Origin of the sequence: Amycolatopsis suaedae (assembly GCF_004214935.1) — a bacterium.
GTDB lineage: Bacteria > Actinomycetota > Actinomycetes > Mycobacteriales > Pseudonocardiaceae > Amycolatopsis > Amycolatopsis suaedae.
This window is the reverse complement of record NZ_SFCC01000008.1, coordinates 124,738-141,258: the sequence shown is the minus strand read 5'-3', so window position 1 is coordinate 141,258 and position 16,521 is coordinate 124,738. Positions and strand designations below refer to the sequence as shown.

The following is a 16,521-nucleotide window of genomic DNA, read 5'->3' as shown; positions in this document are numbered from 1 at the left end:
CGGCAGGAATAAGTTCTCAGCACCTGTCGGGCGGTACGTGAGGGCGCGTGCCGGCCCGACGCCATGCACGTCGGGGTGCTGGCGCGGTCTCTTTCCCAGCCGCTCAGTGCGTCTGACCGGCCCGGCAGCCGGGGCGTGCACGCTGGGAAGGAGGTCTGATGGGGAAAGTGACCGCCGGGCGATCACCTGGCCGGTTCGCATCCGTACTGGCCGCCGCCGCACTGGGGGCAGGGACGCTGACCGCGTGCGGTACGGGAGGCGGCCTGACGATCAACATCTACTACGCGCCCGAGGACAATTTCCAGAAGGTCGTCGACGACTGCAACGTCGCGGCCAAGGGGCGCTACGAGATCGTCTACAACAAGCTGCCACGCGGTGCCGACGGCCAGCGCGAGCAGATGGTGCGCAGGCTCGCCGCCGGTGACGAAGGTCTGGACATCCTGGGACTGGACGTCAACTGGATGCCCGAGTTCGCCGAGGCGGGCTGGGTCGAGGAGTGGACGGGGGCCAACAAGGAACAGGCGACCGCCGGGGTGCTGCAGGCGCCGCTGGAGACGGCGACCTGGAACGGCAAGCTCTACGGTGCGCCGAAGAACACCAACGTCCAGCTGCTCTGGTACGACGAGCGCGTCACCCCGACGCCGCCGCGCACCTGGGCGGAGATGATCGAGACGGCCAAGCGGCTCAAGGCCGAGGGCAAGCCGCACGAGATCCTGTTCACCGGAGCCCAGTACGAGGGCCTGGTCGTCGTTTACAACACGCTGGTCGAATCGGCGGGCGGCCGGATCCTGTCCGAGGACGGCAAGTCCGTGGTGATGGACGACGGCGCGGTCAAGGCGCTGGAGATCCTGAAGGAAGTCAGCTCGTCGGGGATCACCAACCCGTCGCTGACCAACCAGAAGGAGGACGAGGTCCGGCAGGCGTTCCAGCGTGGCACGGGCGCGTTCGAGCTGAACTGGCCGTTCGTCTACCCCTCCTACGTCAAGGAGAAGCCGGAGGACGCCGCGCACTTCAAGTGGGCGCGTTACCCGGCGGTCACCCCGGGCGGGCCGAGCAAGACCACCATCGGTGGCTACAACCTGTCGGTGAGCAAGGCCTCGCGGCACAAGCCGGAGGCGTTCGAGGCGGCACTGTGCCTGCGCAACGAGAAGAACCAGAAGTTCTCCGCGCTCAACGACGGTGTCCCGCCGACCATCGAGAACATCTACAACGACACCACGCCGCTGGACGCCACCAAGCCGGCCGGTGACGACAACCCCTCGATGGAGACCAAGTACCCGATGCGGGAGGAGATCCTCCAGGCGCTGCGCGAGGCGGCCGTGCGGCCGCTGACCCCGGCCTACCAGAACGCGTCAACGGTGATGTCCAAGCTGCTGTCCCCGCCGTCGGAGATCGACCCGCGGCGCACGGCCGAGGAACTGCGCGTGCAGCTCGCCGACGCGCTCGAGTCCAAGGGGGTGATCCCGTGACGACCACCGAGGTGGAAGGCGCCAAGGGCGCGACCGCGACCACGGGCAGGAAGGGCAAGCCGGCCCTGTCCGAGGGCAAGAAGGCGGAGCGGCGGCTCGGGCTGCTGCTGTGTGCCCCGGCCGCGATCGTGATGATCGCGGTCACCGGCTGGCCGATCATCTACTCGGTCTGGCTGTCCCTGCAGCGTTACGACCTGCGGTTCCCTGCGCTGCGTGAGTTCGTCTGGTTCGACAACTACGTCGCGGTGCTGTCCAACGAGTACTGGTGGACGGCGTTCGCCGTGACGATGGGGCTGACGATCGTGTCGGTGGCGATCGAGCTGGTGCTCGGCATGGCGCTGGCACTGGTCATGCACCGCACGCTGGTCGGCAGGGGACTGGTCCGCACGGTGGCGTTGATCCCGTACGGGATCGTCACGGTGGTGGCGGCGTTCTCCTGGTACTTCGCGTGGACACCGGAGACCGGCTACCTCGCCAACATGTTCGCCGGCGACTCGGCCCCGCTGACCGACCAGTGGGCCTCACTCGGCGCCATCGTGCTCGCCGAGGTGTGGAAGACCACGCCGTTCATGGCACTGCTGCTGATGGCTGGCCTGGCACTGGTGCCGGACGACCTGCTCAAGGCGGCGTCGATGGACGGCGCCACCGCGTGGCAGCGGTTCACCAAGGTGATGCTGCCGGTGATGAAGCCGGCGATCCTGGTGGCACTGCTGTTCCGCACGCTGGACGCGTTCCGCATCTTCGACAACATCTTCGTGCTGACCAACGGCGCGCAGGACACCTCGTCGGTGTCCATGCAGACCTACAACAACCTGATCAAGGGGCTCAACCTCGGGGTCGGCTCGACGATGGCGGTGCTGATCTTCATCACGGTGGCGATCATCGCGTTCATCTTCATCAAGTTGTTCGGCACGGCCGCGCCCGGCAGTGATCAGGGAGGGAAGCGCTGATGGTCATGGGTGGAGTGGCCACTCCGGGCCGCAAGGTCAAGTGGGGCCTGATCGACCTCGTCGTGGTGGTCTTCGCGCTGTTCCCCGTGCTGTGGATCGTGTCGCTGTCGTTCAAGACCAAGGAGACACTCAACGACGGCAACTTCATCCCTGCCGAGTGGACCCTGCAGAACTACGTGGACATCTTCGCCACCACGGAGTTCCTGCGCGCACTGGTCAACTCGATCGGGATCGCCGTGATCGCCACGGTCATCGCCGTCGTGCTCGGCACGATGGCCGCCTACGCGATCGCCCGGCTGGACTTCCCCGGCAAGCGGCTGCTGGTCGGGGTGTCGCTGCTGATCGCCATGTTCCCGCAGGTGTCGCTGGTGACGCCGCTGTTCAACATCGAGCGGGAACTGGGGCTGTTCGACACCTGGCCGGGCCTGATCCTGCCGTACATCACCTTCGCCCTGCCGCTGGCGATCTACACGCTGTCGGCGTTCTTCCGGGAGATTCCCTGGGAGCTGGAGAAGGCGGCGAAGATGGACGGGGCCACCCCCGGCCAGGCGTTCCGCAAGGTGATCGCGCCGCTGGCCGCGCCGGGCGTGTTCACCACGGCGATCCTGGTGTTCATCTTCTGCTGGAACGACTTCCTGTTCGCCATCTCGCTGACCTCGACCGACGCGTCGAGGACGGTGCCGGCGGCACTGTCGTTCTTCACCGGTGCCTCGCAGTTCGAGGACCCGACCGGGACGATCTCCGCGGCAGCCGTGGTGATCACCGTCCCGATCATCCTGTTCGTGTTGTTCTTCCAGCGTCGCATCGTGGCGGGGCTGACCTCCGGTGCGGTGAAGGGGTAGCACTGTGGCTGAGATCGTTCTGGACAAGGTGACCAAGCGCTATCCCGATGGCGCGCTCGCCGTACGCGAGGTCGACATCGAGATCGCCGACGGCGAGTTCATCATCCTGGTCGGCCCGTCCGGGTGCGGGAAGTCGACCACGCTGAACATGGTGGCCGGCCTGGAGGACATCTCCTCCGGCGAGCTGCGCATCGACGGCGAGCGAGTCAACGAGAAGGCGCCCAAGGACCGGGACATCGCGATGGTGTTCCAGTCCTACGCGCTCTACCCGCACATGAGCGTCCGGGAGAACATGGCCTTCCCGCTGCGGCTGGCCAAGGTGGCCGACTCGGTGGTGCGGGCCAAGGTGGAGGAGGCAGCGGAGATCCTCGACCTCACCCAGCACCTGGACCGCAAGCCGGCCAACCTCTCCGGTGGCCAGCGGCAGCGGGTGGCGATGGGGCGGGCGATCGTGCGCAGCCCCAAGGCGTTCCTGATGGACGAACCACTGTCCAATCTGGACGCCAAGCTGCGTGGCCAGATGCGTACGTCGGTGTCCAAGCTGCAGAAGCAGCTGGGCACCACGACGCTGTACGTGACCCACGACCAGACCGAGGCGATGACGCTGGGCGACCGCGTCGTCGTGCTGCGGGCCGGTGACGTGCAGCAGATCGGGTCGCCGCAGTTCCTCTACGACAACCCGGCGAACCTGTTCGTGGCCGGGTTCATCGGCTCGCCGTCGATGAACTTCGTGCCGGCGACGCTGGCCGACGGTTCCGTCCAGAGTCCACTCGGGACGGTGCCGCTGACCGACCGGGTGCGCAAGCTGGTCGAGGCCGCGGGTGGTGGCCGCGAGGTGATCCTGGGCATCCGGCCGGAGCACTTCGAGGACGCCGCGTTGATCGAGGACGCGCAGAAGGTGAACGGGGTGAGCTTCTCCGCCACCGTGGACGTGCTGGAGTCGATGGGCTCGGAGAAGTACGCGCACTTCACCGTGGAGGGCTCACAGGCAACGTCCGCCGAGCTGGAGGAGCTGGCCGCCGACGCCGGTGCCACCGACGTCCCGGCCAGCGGATCGGCCGTGATCACCCGCCTGTCGGCGTCGTCGGGTGTGCGGGAGGGCGAGCAGGCCGACATCTGGTTCGACGCGGACAAGATCCAGCTGTTCGAGCCGTCGTCGGGCAAGAACCTCACCTACGCCGGCTGAGTCCCGTCCGGCGGCCCCCGGGTGGTCGCCAAAGCACGTGAAGGCCACCTTCATCACGTCTCACGTAATGAAGGTGGCCTTCACGGCATCTCATGTCAGGTCCCGGGAAAGCCGGGAGTCGTGGTGGTGCGGGAGTGTGGAGTTCGCGTGCCAGAGCGTGGAACTCGCGTGCACGACGGTGGGACTCGCGGCGAGTGGCCCGTTCGACCAGGCGAAGACGGGTTCGTCCCGCGATCCGGACCGGGCGCGCCAGGTAGTGGGACCAGACGGGTGGGAACGTGCAACTCGCGGGTCCGGAACGGTGGACTCGCGGGTCGTGAACGGCGGACTCACGCGAACGGGCCGGTCACGCGGGCGCCGGGCACCCAAGTGAGAACCCAGTCCACATCGTGAGTTCTGCGCTCGCGCACGCGAGTTCTGCGTTCCGGCCCGCGAGTTCTACCTTCCGGCACGCGAGTTCCACGCTCGAGACCAGCCACCTCGCCTGTCGGCTCTGGAACGCGACAGGGGGCAACCGGATACACTGGGTTCAATGGTTACCCAGTGGGAGGACGGGCATTTCGTCGGCGGTCATCCGGCGCTGGACCTGGCCAACACGGTGTTCAACCGGGCGCATCCGGTGCCGGACAACGAGCTGCTGCGCACGCCGTCGGACGTGCTCGCCTGGTGTACGGCAGCCGGCGTCCCCGCCGCGGCGGACCCGGACGTGGCCGAGGTGCGGGCCGTCCGGGAGCAGGTCTGGGCGGTGTTCGACGCGCTGGCGCGTGGCGGCTCGCCGCCCGACGCACCGGTGGGCGCGCTGATGGAGCGGGCCGGTGCGGGCCTGCGGACGGGGTCCGCCGGGATTCCCGCGGTGCTGTCGCTGCTCGCCGTGCGGGCGCTGTTCACGTTGCCTGCCGAGCGGATCCGGGCGTGCGGGCGCTGCGGCTGGCTGTTCCTCGACTCGTCACGGGGCGGGCGGCGCCGCTGGTGCAGCATGAGCACCTGCGGGAACCGGGAGAAGGCAGGCCGCCACCGCCGGGCGGTCAGAGCGTCCGGCGCATGATCGGCCGGTCCTTGCGGTGGCGGGCGACCTCGGTGAAGCCCGCGTCGAGGAAGGCGCCGGCCACGCCGGTCATCACCGAGTCGGAGCCCGCGCGACGGCCGGGCCGCGGCTCGATCGGGTAACCCTCCACGATCGCGTACCCGGCGCCGCTGGCGTAGTCGCAGACCGCGTCGAGGACACGCCGGAGCAGGCCGGCGCCCCGGTGCCCGCGGCGGATGAGGACGCAGGTGACGGCGCAGACCGGCTCGTCGTCGACGCGCGCCAGCATGGGGGAGCGTTCCAGGCGCGGGTACCACTCGCGGGGCCCGAGGGCGCACCAGGCGGCCGGCTCGCCGCCGTCGTAGACGACGACCCCGGGCGCCCGCTCGCCCGCGGCGAGCTCGCGCATCGCCTGCCGGTTGCCCTCGCCCCTGCCGGCCATGAACTCCGCGATCGACAGGCGCCAGTGCATGCACCAGCACCCCCGGGAACCGCCGTTGCCGCCCAGCACCCGCTCGAAGTCGTCCCAGGTGTCCGCCCGCAGCTCCCGGACGGTGAGCGTGCTCATCCGTGCCTCCCAAGGTAACCGATAAATCCAGTTTCAAAGGTTACTCGATGCCCCCGTGATAGCATGCATGCATGCAGATGACGTGGCGGGCGCCGGACGAGCTGATGGAACGGGTGCGCAGGGTCGCGGAACGCGAGGGCCGCAGCATGAACGAGTACGTCACCCGCGTGCTCGACGCCGCCACGAACCCGGACTACGCGGAGGGGGACATGGCGCGACTGAGGGAACGGCTGGCACGCGCCGGCGTGCTGGCGGCGCCGGGAGCGCCACGGGTGCGGCCGGATCCGGAGGCGATCGCCGCCGCGGCGGCCGAGGCCGCGCGCGGCACGCCGCTGTCCGACCTGATCGCCGAGGGGCGCGGGCCGCGGTGATGGTGTTCGCCGACTCGTCGGCGCTGGTCAAGCTGTACGTGCCCGAGCGCGGCCACGAGCGGGTCGGATCACTGGCCGCCGTCGTGGTGTCGGAGCTGGCCGGGGTCGAGGTGCCGTCGGCGCTGTGGCGCAAGCACCGGACAGGGGAGCTGAGCGCGGCCGCCGCCCGGGTGCTGGTCGGGGCGTTCGAGGCGGACCTGCACGGCACGGCCGAGACGGAGCCGCGGTTCGTCGCGGTCACCGCGTCGCCGCTCGTGCTCGACACCGCGGCGCGGCTCACCGGCGTGCACGGCCTGCGGGCATACGACGCGGCCCAGCTCGCCACGGCGAAGGTGGTCGCCTCGGCCGAGCCCGCCTGCCGCACGTTCGCCACGTTCGACAAGTCGCTGGCCGACGCCGCGGCCGCCGAGGGCTTCGCCCTCCTGCCCGCCTGAGCAGCGCCGCTCACCGGCGGCGCTGGCGCACCGCCTCGATCACCTCGTCGTCCCACCGGTGCGTGCGGATGAGCCGGTACCGCTCACCGGCCACCCACATGTAGGCCTCCGCCTCGGTGCGTTCGCCGATCAGGTCGGCTTGGTTCAGCATCCGCACCACCGGCACGTACTCCTCGGCATACCAGCGCGCGGCCACCGTCGCGCGGTCCAGGAACCGGTTCTCGTCCTGCATCAGCCGGAACCCCCACGCCTCGACGTGCTCGCCCAGCTCGGCGTAGTCCCACGGCTCGGTCACCAGCACCGACGCCCTGGCCTGCCCGACCAGCGGTACCCGCTCCAGGAACAGCCGCCGGTAGTCCTTGACGATCAGGTCGCCGCGGTAGCGGATCCCGCTCGGGTCCAGTGTGGTCCGCACCTCGACGACCTGCGCCTCGATCGTCGTCAGCCCCATGGCGTGCGCCACCGAGACCCGGTGGTGGCCGTCGATCACGAAGTGCAGCTCGCCGATCCGGTACACCTCGATCGGCGGAATGCTCTCGCCACGCCGCGACGCCAGCGCGAGCCGCTCCCAGCGCTGCCGCACCCGGCCCGACGTCGGGCGGAACCGGCGATCGAAGTCCCGGCTGCGGTCCACACTGCCCACAATGGACTCCAGTGGGATCACCCGCAGGCCGATCCGCCGTTCGCCCGCCCAGCCGAGCGCGTCCACCACCTCGCTGAACGGCAGCATGATGTTGACGTCGTCCGGCTCGCCACGCAGCCACGTCGACAGCCGCGACAGCACCTGCCGCCTGCGGGCCCGCAGGAAGTCGTGCTCGGCGTCGGCCCGCGGGAACCCGGTGTCTCTACTCGCCATGGCCCACCTCGAACTCCATGATGTGCTGCCCGACGACGTTGCGCACCACCGTTTCCCCGATCCGGCGGTCGGGAACGGCCTCGCCGTGCGGGTGGATGTGCCCGTGCAGCAGCCAGCCGGGACGCAGCCGCTCGACCGTGTGGTGCAGGCACTCGAACCCGTGGTGCGGCGGGTCCTCCCGGTCGCCGAGCCGCCGGGGCGGGGAGTGCGTGAGCAGCACGTCGACGCCCCGGCCGTCACGGCGCGAGCGCCGCCGCGCCAGCCGCACCACCTTCCGCGCGCGCCGTGCCTGCTGCCGCTCGGTCCACTGGTTCGGGCCCTCGCGGTAGCGGATCGACCCACCCAGCCCGGCGATCCGCAGCCCGCACACGTCCACCACCCTGCCGTCGGCGTTCACCCCGCCGGCCGGGCCCGGCCAGCGTTCCGGGAAACCGTCCCGCATGGACAGACCGCCGTAGCGGGTGAAGCCACTCAGGTCCGGGTCGTGGTTGCCCGGAACGAACACACACGGCCGGTCCAGTGCGCCGGCCAGGAACTCCAGGTAGTCGAACGGCAGATCCCCGGCGGCCAGGACCAGGTCCACCGAGATTCCGCCGAGCCCGGTGCCGGCCCACAGCCGCTCGTCGACCTCGTCGGCGACCACCAGGGCACGCACCATGCGCCTCAGGGTAACGGCGGCAGCGCCGTCACCGCCCAGTTGCCGCCACCGCGGACGGCCAGCGGGTAGCTGAACGGCGTGCCGTCACCCAGCATGCCGGACACGACGGCCTGCCGCGGCGACGACTCGTCGGGCAGCAGGCGCACGGTGACCGCGTGCACCCCGGCCTCGGCGGCGGCCGAGGCGTATTCCTTGGCGAAGTCGGCGCGGGCGCCGACCGGGTAGTCGAGCACGCGCTCAAGCCCCGTCGCGTCGTGCTCGCTCAGTGCCGCTGCCAGCCGGGCACGCAGCTCGGCGGGACTGTCCACACCGGGATCCGGCTCGACCGCGATCAGCACGGTGATCACGACGAGCCAGCCGACCAGGACGGTCAGGGTCCCGGCGAGGACGAGCCTGCGGCGGGTCACTTTCCGTGCGCGGAGACGGGGTCGATCACGATGATCGCGGTGACCACCACGAGCCACATGACGCTGAACGCCAGCAGCCAGAACTTCGGGTTGGTGAGCAGCCTGGACATGGGGAACCTCCGGGAAGAACTACCGAACGGGGACTCAGAGCCAGCGGTTCTTCCGGAGTATTCGATAGAGGATCAGGCAGGCGAGCAGGATCACCAGGATCACCGCCGGGTAGCCGAACTCCCAGTGCAGTTCGGGCATGTAGTCGAAGTTCATGCCGTAGATGCCGACGACCATGGTCGGCACGGCGATGATGGCCGCCCACGAGGTGATCTTGCGGACGTCCAGGTTCAGCTGCAGCGTGATCTTGGCCAGCGTGGCGTCGACCAGCGTGGTCAGCATCTCGTCGAAGCCGGCGATGCGCTCGGACACCGTGGTCAGGTGGTCGTCGACGTCGCGGAAGTAGGACCGCACGTCGTCGGGCACCAGGCGGGTGTAGCCCTCGGCGAGCCGCTTGAGCGGCGTGGCCAGCGGCGTCACCGCGCGGCGCATCTCGAGCACCTCGCGCTTCATCAGGTAGATCTGCTCGGCGCTCACCGGCGACCGCGGCGCGAACACCAGCGTCTCCATCTCCTCGATGTCGCCCTCCAGGGCGTCGGTGACCTCGAGGTAGTGGTCGACGACGTGGTCGGCGATGGCGTGCAGCACCGCCGCCGGGCCCACCTTGAGCTGCTCGGACTCGCCGTCCAGCTCGCGGCGCAGCCGGGCCAGGCCGGAGTGGTTCCCGTGCCGGACGGTGATGACGAAGTCCAGCCCGAGGAACACCATCAGCTCACCGGTCTCGACGATCTCGTTGGCCGTCGTCGGCGACTCGTGCTCCACGTAACGCACGGTCTTGAGCACCATGAACAGGATGTCGTCGTAGCGCTCCAGTTTGGGCCGCTGGTGGGCCTGCACCGCGTCCTCGACGGCCAGCGCGTGCAGCCCGAACGTCTCGGCGATGCCCTTGATCTGCTCATCGTCCGGCTCGTGCAGGCCGATCCAGACGAAGCCCTCGCCACGTCGGCGGACCTCGCCGATCGCCTCGGCATGCGACCAGCGTCCGGGCAGGCGTTCGCCGTCGACGTACACGGCGCAGTCGACGACGTAGTGCGACACCGGAACCGGGAGCCTGCGGTCGGGATTCTCGCCGCGGCCGTTGCCGCGGCCGCGAAGCGACGGGATGGAAGGCATGGGATCTCCAGGCGAACGTCGGGGAGTTCACACGACGACACGCCGAGCGGTTCGTCCGCCCGGCACGGCCAGCGTCCCCGCGGCCTACCTGGGGAAGGGAGAGCCGGTGGGAGCAGGAGGGACGCTGGATTGACTAGGGAGCGGACTATCGCCAGTACTCATCGCGTACCTCACCTCCTCGCATCCGGCCGGACATGCCGCGTGTCGTTGCTCGCGTTGACGCACCGACACCGATGGTCGAGGGTACTCCTCAACGTTCCATGGTGTCGCCGCAGGTGGCGGTGGCGTTACCCACGAGGAGGGCTCGCGTGCGGTTCGGGCGCTATTTCGAGGAGTTCGAGGTGGGTGCGGTCTACAAGCACTGGCCGGGCAAGACCGTCACGGAGTACGACGACCACCTGTTCTGCCTGCTGACCATGAACCACCACCCGCTGCACCTCGACGCCCACTACGCCGGTGAGACCACCGACTTCGGCAAGAACGTGGTGGTCGGCAACTACATCTACTCGCTGCTGCTGGGCATGTCGGTGCCCGACGTGTCCGGCAAGGCCATCGCCAACCTGGAGGTCGAGTCGCTGCGGCACGTCAAGCCGACGTTCCACGGCGACACCATCTACGGCGAGACCGAGGTGCTGGACAAGACGCCGTCGAAGTCCAAGGACGACCGCGGCGTCGTGTACGTCGAGACCCGCGGGTACAAGCAGGACGGCGAGATCGTCTGCGTCTTCCGCCGCAAGGTGATGGTGCCCAAGGCGTCCTATGGCGAGGCCAGGGGCGGAGAGCAGCCGGGGCGGCCGGTGCCGCATGAGTGAACTCGCCGATATCAAGGCGCGGCTGCGCAGGTTCGCCGAGGCCGAGGCGGCGGGCAACTCGCCGCTCTACGAACACCTGGCGGCGAAGGCGGCCGAGGACGACGAGGTCGCCGGCCTGCTCACCGGTGCCGCGCCGGGTGAGGCCAGGGCGACGCTGCTGCTCGCCGTCGCGCACCGGCTGATCCAGGCCGATCCCATCCATCCGCTGTCGCGGTACTACCCGACGCTGGGCGGGTTCGACGGCGTCGACAGCGAGACCTGGCCGTTGTTCCGGGAGTTCATGCTGGGCAAGGCCGACCGGGTCCGCGAACTGGTCGCCACCCGGTACACCCAGACCAACGAGGTGCGCAGGGCCGCGCTGCTGTACCCGGCGGTGACGATGGCGGCCAAGCGCGCGGGCGGGCCGGTGGCTCTGCTGGAGGTCGGCTGCAGCGCGGGTCTGCTGCTGGGCATGGACCGGTACAACTACCACTACCTGTGCCCCGGCGGCGATCAGCTCACCGCGGGCCCGGCGAAGGCGCCGGTGGGCTTGCACTGCGCGGTCGAGCTGGCCGAGGGCGCCAAACTGCCGAAGATCCCGAAGAAGCTGACCGTGACCAGCCGGATCGGGCTGGACCGCTCGCCGGTGGACGTCAGCGACGAGGACGAGCTGGCCTGGCTGGAGGCGTGTGTGTGGGCCGACCAGCCGGACCGGGTGCGGCTGCTGCGCACGGCCGCCGCCGCACAGCGCAAGGCACCGCCGGAGCTGATCACCGGGGACGCGGTCGACGACCTGGCCGAGGTGGCCGCCCGAGTCCCCGCGGACCAGCCGCTGGTCGTGCTGACCAGCCACGTGCTCACCTACCTGCCGGAGGCCAAGCGCGAGGCGTTCCACGCCGCGCTCGGCGAGCTGGCCGGCAGCCGCCCGCTGTGGTGGGTCAGCCAGGAGGCCTACGAGGCCGGCCTGGCCGTGCTGGAGCCGGGCCGGGACGACCTGCTGTTCGCCAAGACCGCCCTGTCGACGCTGGGCTTCGCCGAATGGTCCGCTGACGGCACGCGAACGGTCCGTCCGCTGGCCCTGACCGCGCCACATGGCCAGCGCATGACCTGGCTCGCCTGAGCTGTTGGCGTCGTCAGGCCCTGGCAAAGCCGGGTGGTCCGGGGCGCGTGCCGTGATGGGGGCACTCGCGGCATGAGACGCCAGGGCCCGGCAAAGTCCGGGCGGTCGGGCGCTCGACCTGTTGTGCCCCCGGCGCGCACGGCCGACGATGGGGCGATGAACACCGACGACACCTGGTTCACGCCGCTGACCCCGTTGTCCTTCCTCGAACGCTCCGCCGAGGTGTTCGCGGACAAGGAGGCCATCGTCTACGGCGAGCGCAGGGTGACCTACCGCGAGTTCGCCGCGGAGGCCACCCGGCTGGCGCACGCGCTACGGGCCAGTGGCGTCGCGCCCGGCGACCGCGTCGCCTACCTGCTGCCGAACATCCCGGAGATGCTGGTGGCGCACTTCGGGGTGCCGCTGGCCGGGGCCGTGCTGGTGGCCGTCAACACCCGGCTGGCGCCCGCCGAGATCGACCACATCCTGCGGCACTCCGGCGCGCGGGTGCTGGTGGTGGACGCCGCGCTGCACTCGTCACTGCCGGCCGAGGTGCCGGTGGACGAGGTCGTCACGGTCACCGACCCGGCCTCGGGGGCGCAGCCGGCCGTCGACAGCGTCTCCTACGCCGACCTGCTGGCCAGGGGCAGCGACGAGCCACTGGACTGGGGTGTCGCCGACGAGCGCGGCATCATCTCGATCAACTACACCTCGGGCACCACCGGCAAGCCCAAGGGCGTGATGTACCACCACCGCGGCGCGCACCTCAACGCGCTGGCCGAGGTGATCCACTCGCGGCACACGCCGGAGTCGCGCTACCTGTGGACGCTGCCGATGTTCCACTGCAACGGCTGGTGCACCACCTGGGCGGTGACCGCGGTCGGCGGCACGCACGTCTGCCTGCGCGCGGTGGACGCCGCGGAGATCTGGCGGCTGCTGGAGGCCGAGTCGATCACTCACCTCAACGGCGCGCCGACGGTGCTGGTGACGATCGCCAACCACGCCGGCGCGCACCCGCTGTCCCGGGAGGTCGTGGTGACCACGGCCGGCGCGCCACCGAGCCCGACGGTGATCAGGAAGATGAGCGAGCTGGGCACCCGGCTGGTGCACGTGTACGGGCTCACCGAGACCTACGGCCCGTACAGCGTCTGCGAGATCCAGCCCGGCTGGGCCGGTCTCGACATCGACGCCGCCAGCAGGCTGCGGGCCCGGCAGGGCGTCGGGATGCTCGGCAGCGACGGCGTGCGGGTCGTGGACGAGAACATGCGCGACGTACCGCGGGACGGCGCCACCATGGGCGAGGTGGTCATGCGCGGCAACCTGGTGATGGCCGGCTACTTCGACGACCCGGAGGCCACCGAGAAGGCGTTCCGCGGCGGCTGGTTCCACTCCGGCGACCTCGGGGTCTGGCACCCGGACGGCTACATCGAGCTGCGTGACCGGGCCAAGGACATCATCGTCTCCGGCGGCGAGAACGTCTCCACCATCGAGGTGGAGGCCGCCATCGACTCGCATCCGGCGGTGCTTGAGGTCGCCGTCGTCGGGGTGCCCGACGACAAGTGGGGCGAGCGGCCCCGCGCCTTCGTCGTGCTGCGGCCGGGGCAGTCCGTCGACGCCGGTGAGCTGCGGGAGCACGTGCGTGGGCAGATCGCCCGGTACAAGGTGCCGGACACCGTCGAGTTCGTCACCGAGCTGCCGAAGACGTCCACCGGCAAGATCCAGAAGTTCCAGCTGCGCGAGCAGGCATGGGCCGGCCGGGACAGCCGGGTTCAGGGGTGAGGCAGGCAGTCCCAGCTCGCCAGCGTCTCGAACAGGCCGTCCACCAGGTCCAGCGTGTCCAGGTCGGCCCGGGACACCCAGCGCACGTCGGCGGCGTCGTCCCCGGCCGCCGGGGTCCCGGCACGCACGGTGCAGTGGTAGTCGTAGATGTGGAACGGCCCGCGCACCACCATGCCGGCCAGGGCGCCGGGCGTGACCAGCAGGCCGGTCTCCTCCCGCATCTCCCGCACCACGGCGTCGGCGTCGGACTCGCCGGGCTCCACCCGGCCGCCCGGAAGCGACCACTGACCGGCTCCGGGGGCGTTAGCCCGCTTGACCAGGAGTAACCGGCCGTCCTCCGCCCGGATCACGCCGCCTACGCAGCGTATGGCCTGATGATCTTCGGATGACACGCGTTGAGACTAGTCACATTGGCGGAGGTGGACCCAGCCTGTACACGGAGAGTAGTCGTACGGTACCGTAAGCTTGCGGTACTGACCCAAGCGCGGGACTTGCCTCCCGTACCGGTGGTCGGTGCGGTACAACGTAACTGGTGCAGTTGCAAGACCGGTGCTGACGCAAGAGACGGGATTGATCGTTGTGAACGCGAAGAAGCTTATCCTTCTGGCGGTTGTCGCGTTGGTTCTGTTCTTCGTGATCGCCCAGCCTGGCAACGCGGCGGGGCTGGTCAACAACGTCATCGGGTTCCTCCGGGACGCGGCCGAGTCGGTGATCACCTTCGTCAGCAACGTGTTCAGCTGATCTACCCACGGGACAGGAGCAGGCATGTTCGCGCCCCGCGACCCTGACGAGTACCTGCTCGACACCGAACGCCGGGTGATCCGCATCCGGCGGCACTGGGCCACGCTGCTCTGGGACACCTTCGAGGCCATCGCGCTGCTGGCGATCTGCGTGCTGATCTCCTACGTGCTGCCGCCCTCGATGTGGGTCGTGATCAACATCCTGTGGTACGTCGCGCTGCTGGTCATCCTGCGGTTCGCGTACATGGTGATGGAGTGGTGGGTCGAACGGCTGGTCGTCACGGACAAGCGGTTCGTCATGACCACCGGGGTGTTCACCACCAAGGTGCTGATGATGCCGATCAGCAAGGTCACCGACCTCACCTACCAGCGCACCGCGTGGGGCCGCCTGCTCGGCTACGGCACGATGGTCGTGGAGTCCGCCGGCCAGATCCAGGCGCTGAACAAGATCGACTACCTGCCCAAGCCCGAGGCGTTCTACGACACGATCTCCGAGCTGGTCTTCGGCGACAAGCAGAAGCAGGCCGAGCGCTTCTCCATGATCAAGGCGCAGCGGGCCGCGCGCGGGAAGAAGATGGTCGGCTGAGCCGCGCCCGCCGCGCGTGTGAGCTGCGGCATCGTCCAGAATGGACGTTGTGCGCATCGACCTGCATACCCACAGTGCGGTCTCGGACGGCACCGACACGCCGGCCGAGCTGATGGCCGCCGCGGTGCGGGCCGGGCTCGACGTGATCGCTCTCACCGACCACGACACCACCGCGGGCTGGGAACAGGCACAGGCCGCCCTTCCGCCGGGACTCACCCTGGTCAGAGGCGCCGAGCTGTCCTGCGTGACCGGCGGCGAGGGCCGTCGCATCGGGGTGCACATGCTCGCCTACCTGTTCGACCCGGTCGCGCCGGCCGTCGTGACCGAGCAGCTGCGGCTGCGTGCCGACCGCAGGGCCAGGGTCCGCCGGATGGCCGAGCGCATGGCCGCCGACGGCCTGCCGGTGGACGCCGACGAGGTGCTCGGCGCGCTGCCCGCCGACTCGCCCGCCGGGCGCCCGCACCTCGCGCAGGCGCTGGTTCGCGCCGGGCTGGTGGACAGCGTCGACCAGGCGTTCGCCGAGTACCTCGCCAACGGTCGCGGGTACTACATCCCCGGCGCCGACACGCTGGTCGCCGACGCCATCCGGATGATCGCCGACGCGGGCGGCGTCACGGTGATGGCGCACCCGTACGCCCGCTCGCGGGGCGCCACGGTCAGCCCCGAGACCATCGCCGAGTTCGCCGCTCTCGGGATGGCCGGTATCGAGGTCGACCACCCCAACCACGACGAGGCCGACCGCAAGGAGCTGCGGGGTCTCGCCGCCGACCTCGGCCTGCTGGTCACCGGCTCCAGCGACTACCACGGCACCAACAAGACCACCGCGCTCGGCGCCGAGACGACGGCGCCGGAGGTCTACGAGGAACTGGTGTCGCTGGCCACCGGGACCAGGGTCGTGGCCGGCTGATGGCGATCAAGGAGTACTTCGACGCCACGCTGTTCCTCGAGGCCACCATCACGCTGATCGTGATCATGGACCCGCCGGGGACCGTGCCGGTGTTCCTGAGCCTGACCGGCCGCAAGCCACCCGCCGTGCGGGCCAGGGCCGCCCGGCAGGCGGTGCTGGTGTCGCTGCTGGTGATCTCGCTGTTCGCGGTCGCCGGCCAGGCCATCCTGAGCTACCTGCACATCGGCATCCCCGCGCTGCAGGGCGCGGGCGGCCTGCTCCTGCTGCTGATCGCGCTCGACCTGCTCACCGGCAAGGGCGCGACCGATCCGGAGGTGGCCGACGACGTCAACGTCGCCCTGGTCCCGCTGGGCACCCCGCTGCTCGCCGGGCCCGGTGCCATCGCGGCGACCATCGTGTTCGCGCGGCAGGCCGAGGGGCACCTGGGTGCCTACATCGCGCTCGGGCTGGCCATCCTGACCGTGCACTTCGTGTTGTGGACCTGCATGCGCTTCTCCGGCGTGGTGATCAAGCTGATCAAGGAGAGCGGGATCACGCTGCTGGCGAAGATCGCGGGTCTGCTGCTCGCGGCCATCGCCGTCGAGCTGGTCGCCGACTCGGTGCGCGGGTTCGTCGCCGGAGGGTGAGCCCGGA

At 69.9% G+C, this 16,521-nt stretch carries 20 protein-coding genes; 14 read left to right on the top strand and 6 right to left on the bottom strand.

The genetic code is table 11. From position 1 onward, the window contains the following. Positions 1 to 158: 158 nt before the first annotated feature. The 5 genes from EWH70_RS17025 (at position 159) to EWH70_RS17005 (ending at position 5,492) form a co-directional block, all read left to right on the top strand. Positions 159 to 1,469 (top strand): ABC transporter substrate-binding protein, encoded by a 1,311-nt coding sequence (locus EWH70_RS17025; RefSeq protein WP_130476403.1) that lies wholly within the window; start codon positions 159 to 161, stop codon positions 1,467 to 1,469. Then, the gene (locus EWH70_RS17020) at positions 1,466 to 2,419 is read left to right on the top strand and encodes a carbohydrate ABC transporter permease (RefSeq protein WP_130476402.1); all 954 of its coding nucleotides are present in this window, start codon (positions 1,466 to 1,468) and stop codon (positions 2,417 to 2,419) included. The genes EWH70_RS17025 and EWH70_RS17020 overlap by 4 nt, the downstream gene beginning before the upstream one ends. Continuing rightward, positions 2,419 to 3,261: a carbohydrate ABC transporter permease gene (locus EWH70_RS17015; RefSeq protein WP_130476401.1), complete on the top strand. Its 843-nt coding sequence runs from the start codon at positions 2,419 to 2,421 to the stop codon at positions 3,259 to 3,261. Before EWH70_RS17020 ends, EWH70_RS17015 begins: the two co-directional genes overlap by 1 nt. Before the next feature lie 4 nt (positions 3,262 to 3,265). Beyond that, positions 3,266 to 4,447 (top strand): ABC transporter ATP-binding protein, encoded by a 1,182-nt coding sequence (locus tag EWH70_RS17010; RefSeq protein WP_130476400.1) that lies wholly within the window; start codon positions 3,266 to 3,268, stop codon positions 4,445 to 4,447. Between the two features lie 532 nt (positions 4,448 to 4,979). Then, entirely contained in the window at positions 4,980 to 5,492 is a 513-nt protein-coding gene (locus EWH70_RS17005) for a CGNR zinc finger domain-containing protein (RefSeq protein WP_205669150.1), read from the top strand. Here EWH70_RS17005 and EWH70_RS17000 read toward each other — a convergent pair. Continuing rightward, positions 5,473 to 6,039 carry a GNAT family N-acetyltransferase gene (locus EWH70_RS17000; protein ID WP_130476398.1) on the bottom strand — a complete coding sequence of 189 codons (567 nt, stop codon included), beginning with the start codon at positions 6,037 to 6,039 and terminating at the stop codon, positions 5,473 to 5,475. The genes EWH70_RS17005 and EWH70_RS17000 overlap by 20 nt on opposite strands. A 71-nt stretch (positions 6,040 to 6,110) precedes the next feature. Between EWH70_RS17000 and EWH70_RS16995 the strand changes: the two genes are divergently transcribed. After that, positions 6,111 to 6,410 carry an Arc family DNA-binding protein gene (locus tag EWH70_RS16995; RefSeq protein ID WP_130476397.1) on the top strand — a complete coding sequence of 100 codons (300 nt, stop codon included), beginning with the start codon at positions 6,111 to 6,113 and terminating at the stop codon, positions 6,408 to 6,410. After that, the gene (locus tag EWH70_RS16990) at positions 6,410 to 6,844 is read left to right on the top strand and encodes a type II toxin-antitoxin system VapC family toxin (RefSeq protein WP_240687046.1); all 435 of its coding nucleotides are present in this window, start codon (positions 6,410 to 6,412) and stop codon (positions 6,842 to 6,844) included. Before EWH70_RS16995 ends, EWH70_RS16990 begins: the two co-directional genes overlap by 1 nt. Positions 6,845 to 6,854: 10 nt before the next feature. On the opposite strand, the gene EWH70_RS16985 is transcribed toward EWH70_RS16990, so the two are convergent. The 4 genes from EWH70_RS16985 to EWH70_RS16970 all read right to left on the bottom strand — a co-directional run bounded on the left by EWH70_RS16985 (position 6,855) and on the right by EWH70_RS16970 (position 9,986). Beyond that, positions 6,855 to 7,700 (bottom strand): ParB N-terminal domain-containing protein, encoded by an 846-nt coding sequence (locus EWH70_RS16985; RefSeq protein WP_130476395.1) that lies wholly within the window; start codon positions 7,698 to 7,700, stop codon positions 6,855 to 6,857. Continuing rightward, positions 7,690 to 8,358 carry a metallophosphoesterase family protein gene (locus EWH70_RS16980; protein ID WP_130476394.1) on the bottom strand — a complete coding sequence of 223 codons (669 nt, stop codon included), beginning with the start codon at positions 8,356 to 8,358 and terminating at the stop codon, positions 7,690 to 7,692. The genes EWH70_RS16985 and EWH70_RS16980 overlap by 11 nt, the downstream gene beginning before the upstream one ends. A 5-nt stretch (positions 8,359 to 8,363) precedes the next feature. Continuing rightward, the gene (locus tag EWH70_RS16975) at positions 8,364 to 8,765 is read right to left on the bottom strand and encodes a hypothetical protein (RefSeq protein ID WP_130476393.1); all 402 of its coding nucleotides are present in this window, start codon (positions 8,763 to 8,765) and stop codon (positions 8,364 to 8,366) included. 144 nt (positions 8,766 to 8,909) lie between these two features. After that, complete coding sequence (locus EWH70_RS16970) at positions 8,910 to 9,986, bottom strand: magnesium and cobalt transport protein CorA (RefSeq protein WP_130476392.1); 1,077 nt, start codon at positions 9,984 to 9,986, stop codon at positions 8,910 to 8,912. Between the two features lie 308 nt (positions 9,987 to 10,294). Here EWH70_RS16970 and EWH70_RS16965 point away from each other — a divergent pair, with 308 nt between their 5' ends. The 3 genes from EWH70_RS16965 (at position 10,295) to EWH70_RS16955 (ending at position 13,655) form a co-directional block, all read left to right on the top strand. Next, positions 10,295 to 10,798, top strand: a complete 504-nt coding sequence (locus EWH70_RS16965) for a MaoC family dehydratase (RefSeq protein WP_130476391.1) — start codon at positions 10,295 to 10,297, stop codon at positions 10,796 to 10,798. Further along, a complete protein-coding gene (locus tag EWH70_RS16960) occupies positions 10,791 to 11,897 on the top strand; it encodes a DUF2332 domain-containing protein (RefSeq protein WP_130476390.1) in 1,107 nt (368 codons plus the stop codon). The genes EWH70_RS16965 and EWH70_RS16960 overlap by 8 nt, the downstream gene beginning before the upstream one ends. 156 nt (positions 11,898 to 12,053) lie before the next feature. Further along, the gene (locus EWH70_RS16955; protein ID WP_130476389.1) at positions 12,054 to 13,655 is read left to right on the top strand and encodes an acyl--CoA ligase family protein; all 1,602 of its coding nucleotides are present in this window, start codon (positions 12,054 to 12,056) and stop codon (positions 13,653 to 13,655) included. On the opposite strand, the gene EWH70_RS16950 is transcribed toward EWH70_RS16955, so the two are convergent. Continuing rightward, complete coding sequence (locus EWH70_RS16950; RefSeq protein ID WP_130476614.1) at positions 13,646 to 14,023, bottom strand: NUDIX hydrolase; 378 nt, start codon at positions 14,021 to 14,023, stop codon at positions 13,646 to 13,648. The genes EWH70_RS16955 and EWH70_RS16950 overlap by 10 nt on opposite strands. Positions 14,024 to 14,168: 145 nt before the next feature. Between EWH70_RS16950 and EWH70_RS16945 the strand changes: the two genes are divergently transcribed. Genes EWH70_RS16945 through EWH70_RS16930 form a run of 4 tightly spaced genes read left to right on the top strand, consistent with a single transcriptional unit; the run spans position 14,169 to position 16,514 of the window. Further along, positions 14,169 to 14,396 (top strand): hypothetical protein, encoded by a 228-nt coding sequence (locus EWH70_RS16945; protein WP_130476388.1) that lies wholly within the window; start codon positions 14,169 to 14,171, stop codon positions 14,394 to 14,396. Between the two features lie 24 nt (positions 14,397 to 14,420). Then, positions 14,421 to 14,981, top strand: coding sequence for a PH domain-containing protein (locus EWH70_RS16940; RefSeq protein ID WP_130476387.1), 561 nt, complete (start codon positions 14,421 to 14,423; stop codon positions 14,979 to 14,981). 40 nt (positions 14,982 to 15,021) lie between these two features. Beyond that, positions 15,022 to 15,888: a PHP domain-containing protein gene (locus EWH70_RS16935; protein ID WP_130476386.1), complete on the top strand. Its 867-nt coding sequence runs from the start codon at positions 15,022 to 15,024 to the stop codon at positions 15,886 to 15,888. Beyond that, positions 15,888 to 16,514 carry a MarC family protein gene (locus EWH70_RS16930; protein WP_130476385.1) on the top strand — a complete coding sequence of 209 codons (627 nt, stop codon included), beginning with the start codon at positions 15,888 to 15,890 and terminating at the stop codon, positions 16,512 to 16,514. The genes EWH70_RS16935 and EWH70_RS16930 overlap by 1 nt, the downstream gene beginning before the upstream one ends. Positions 16,515 to 16,521: the final 7 nt, after the last annotated feature.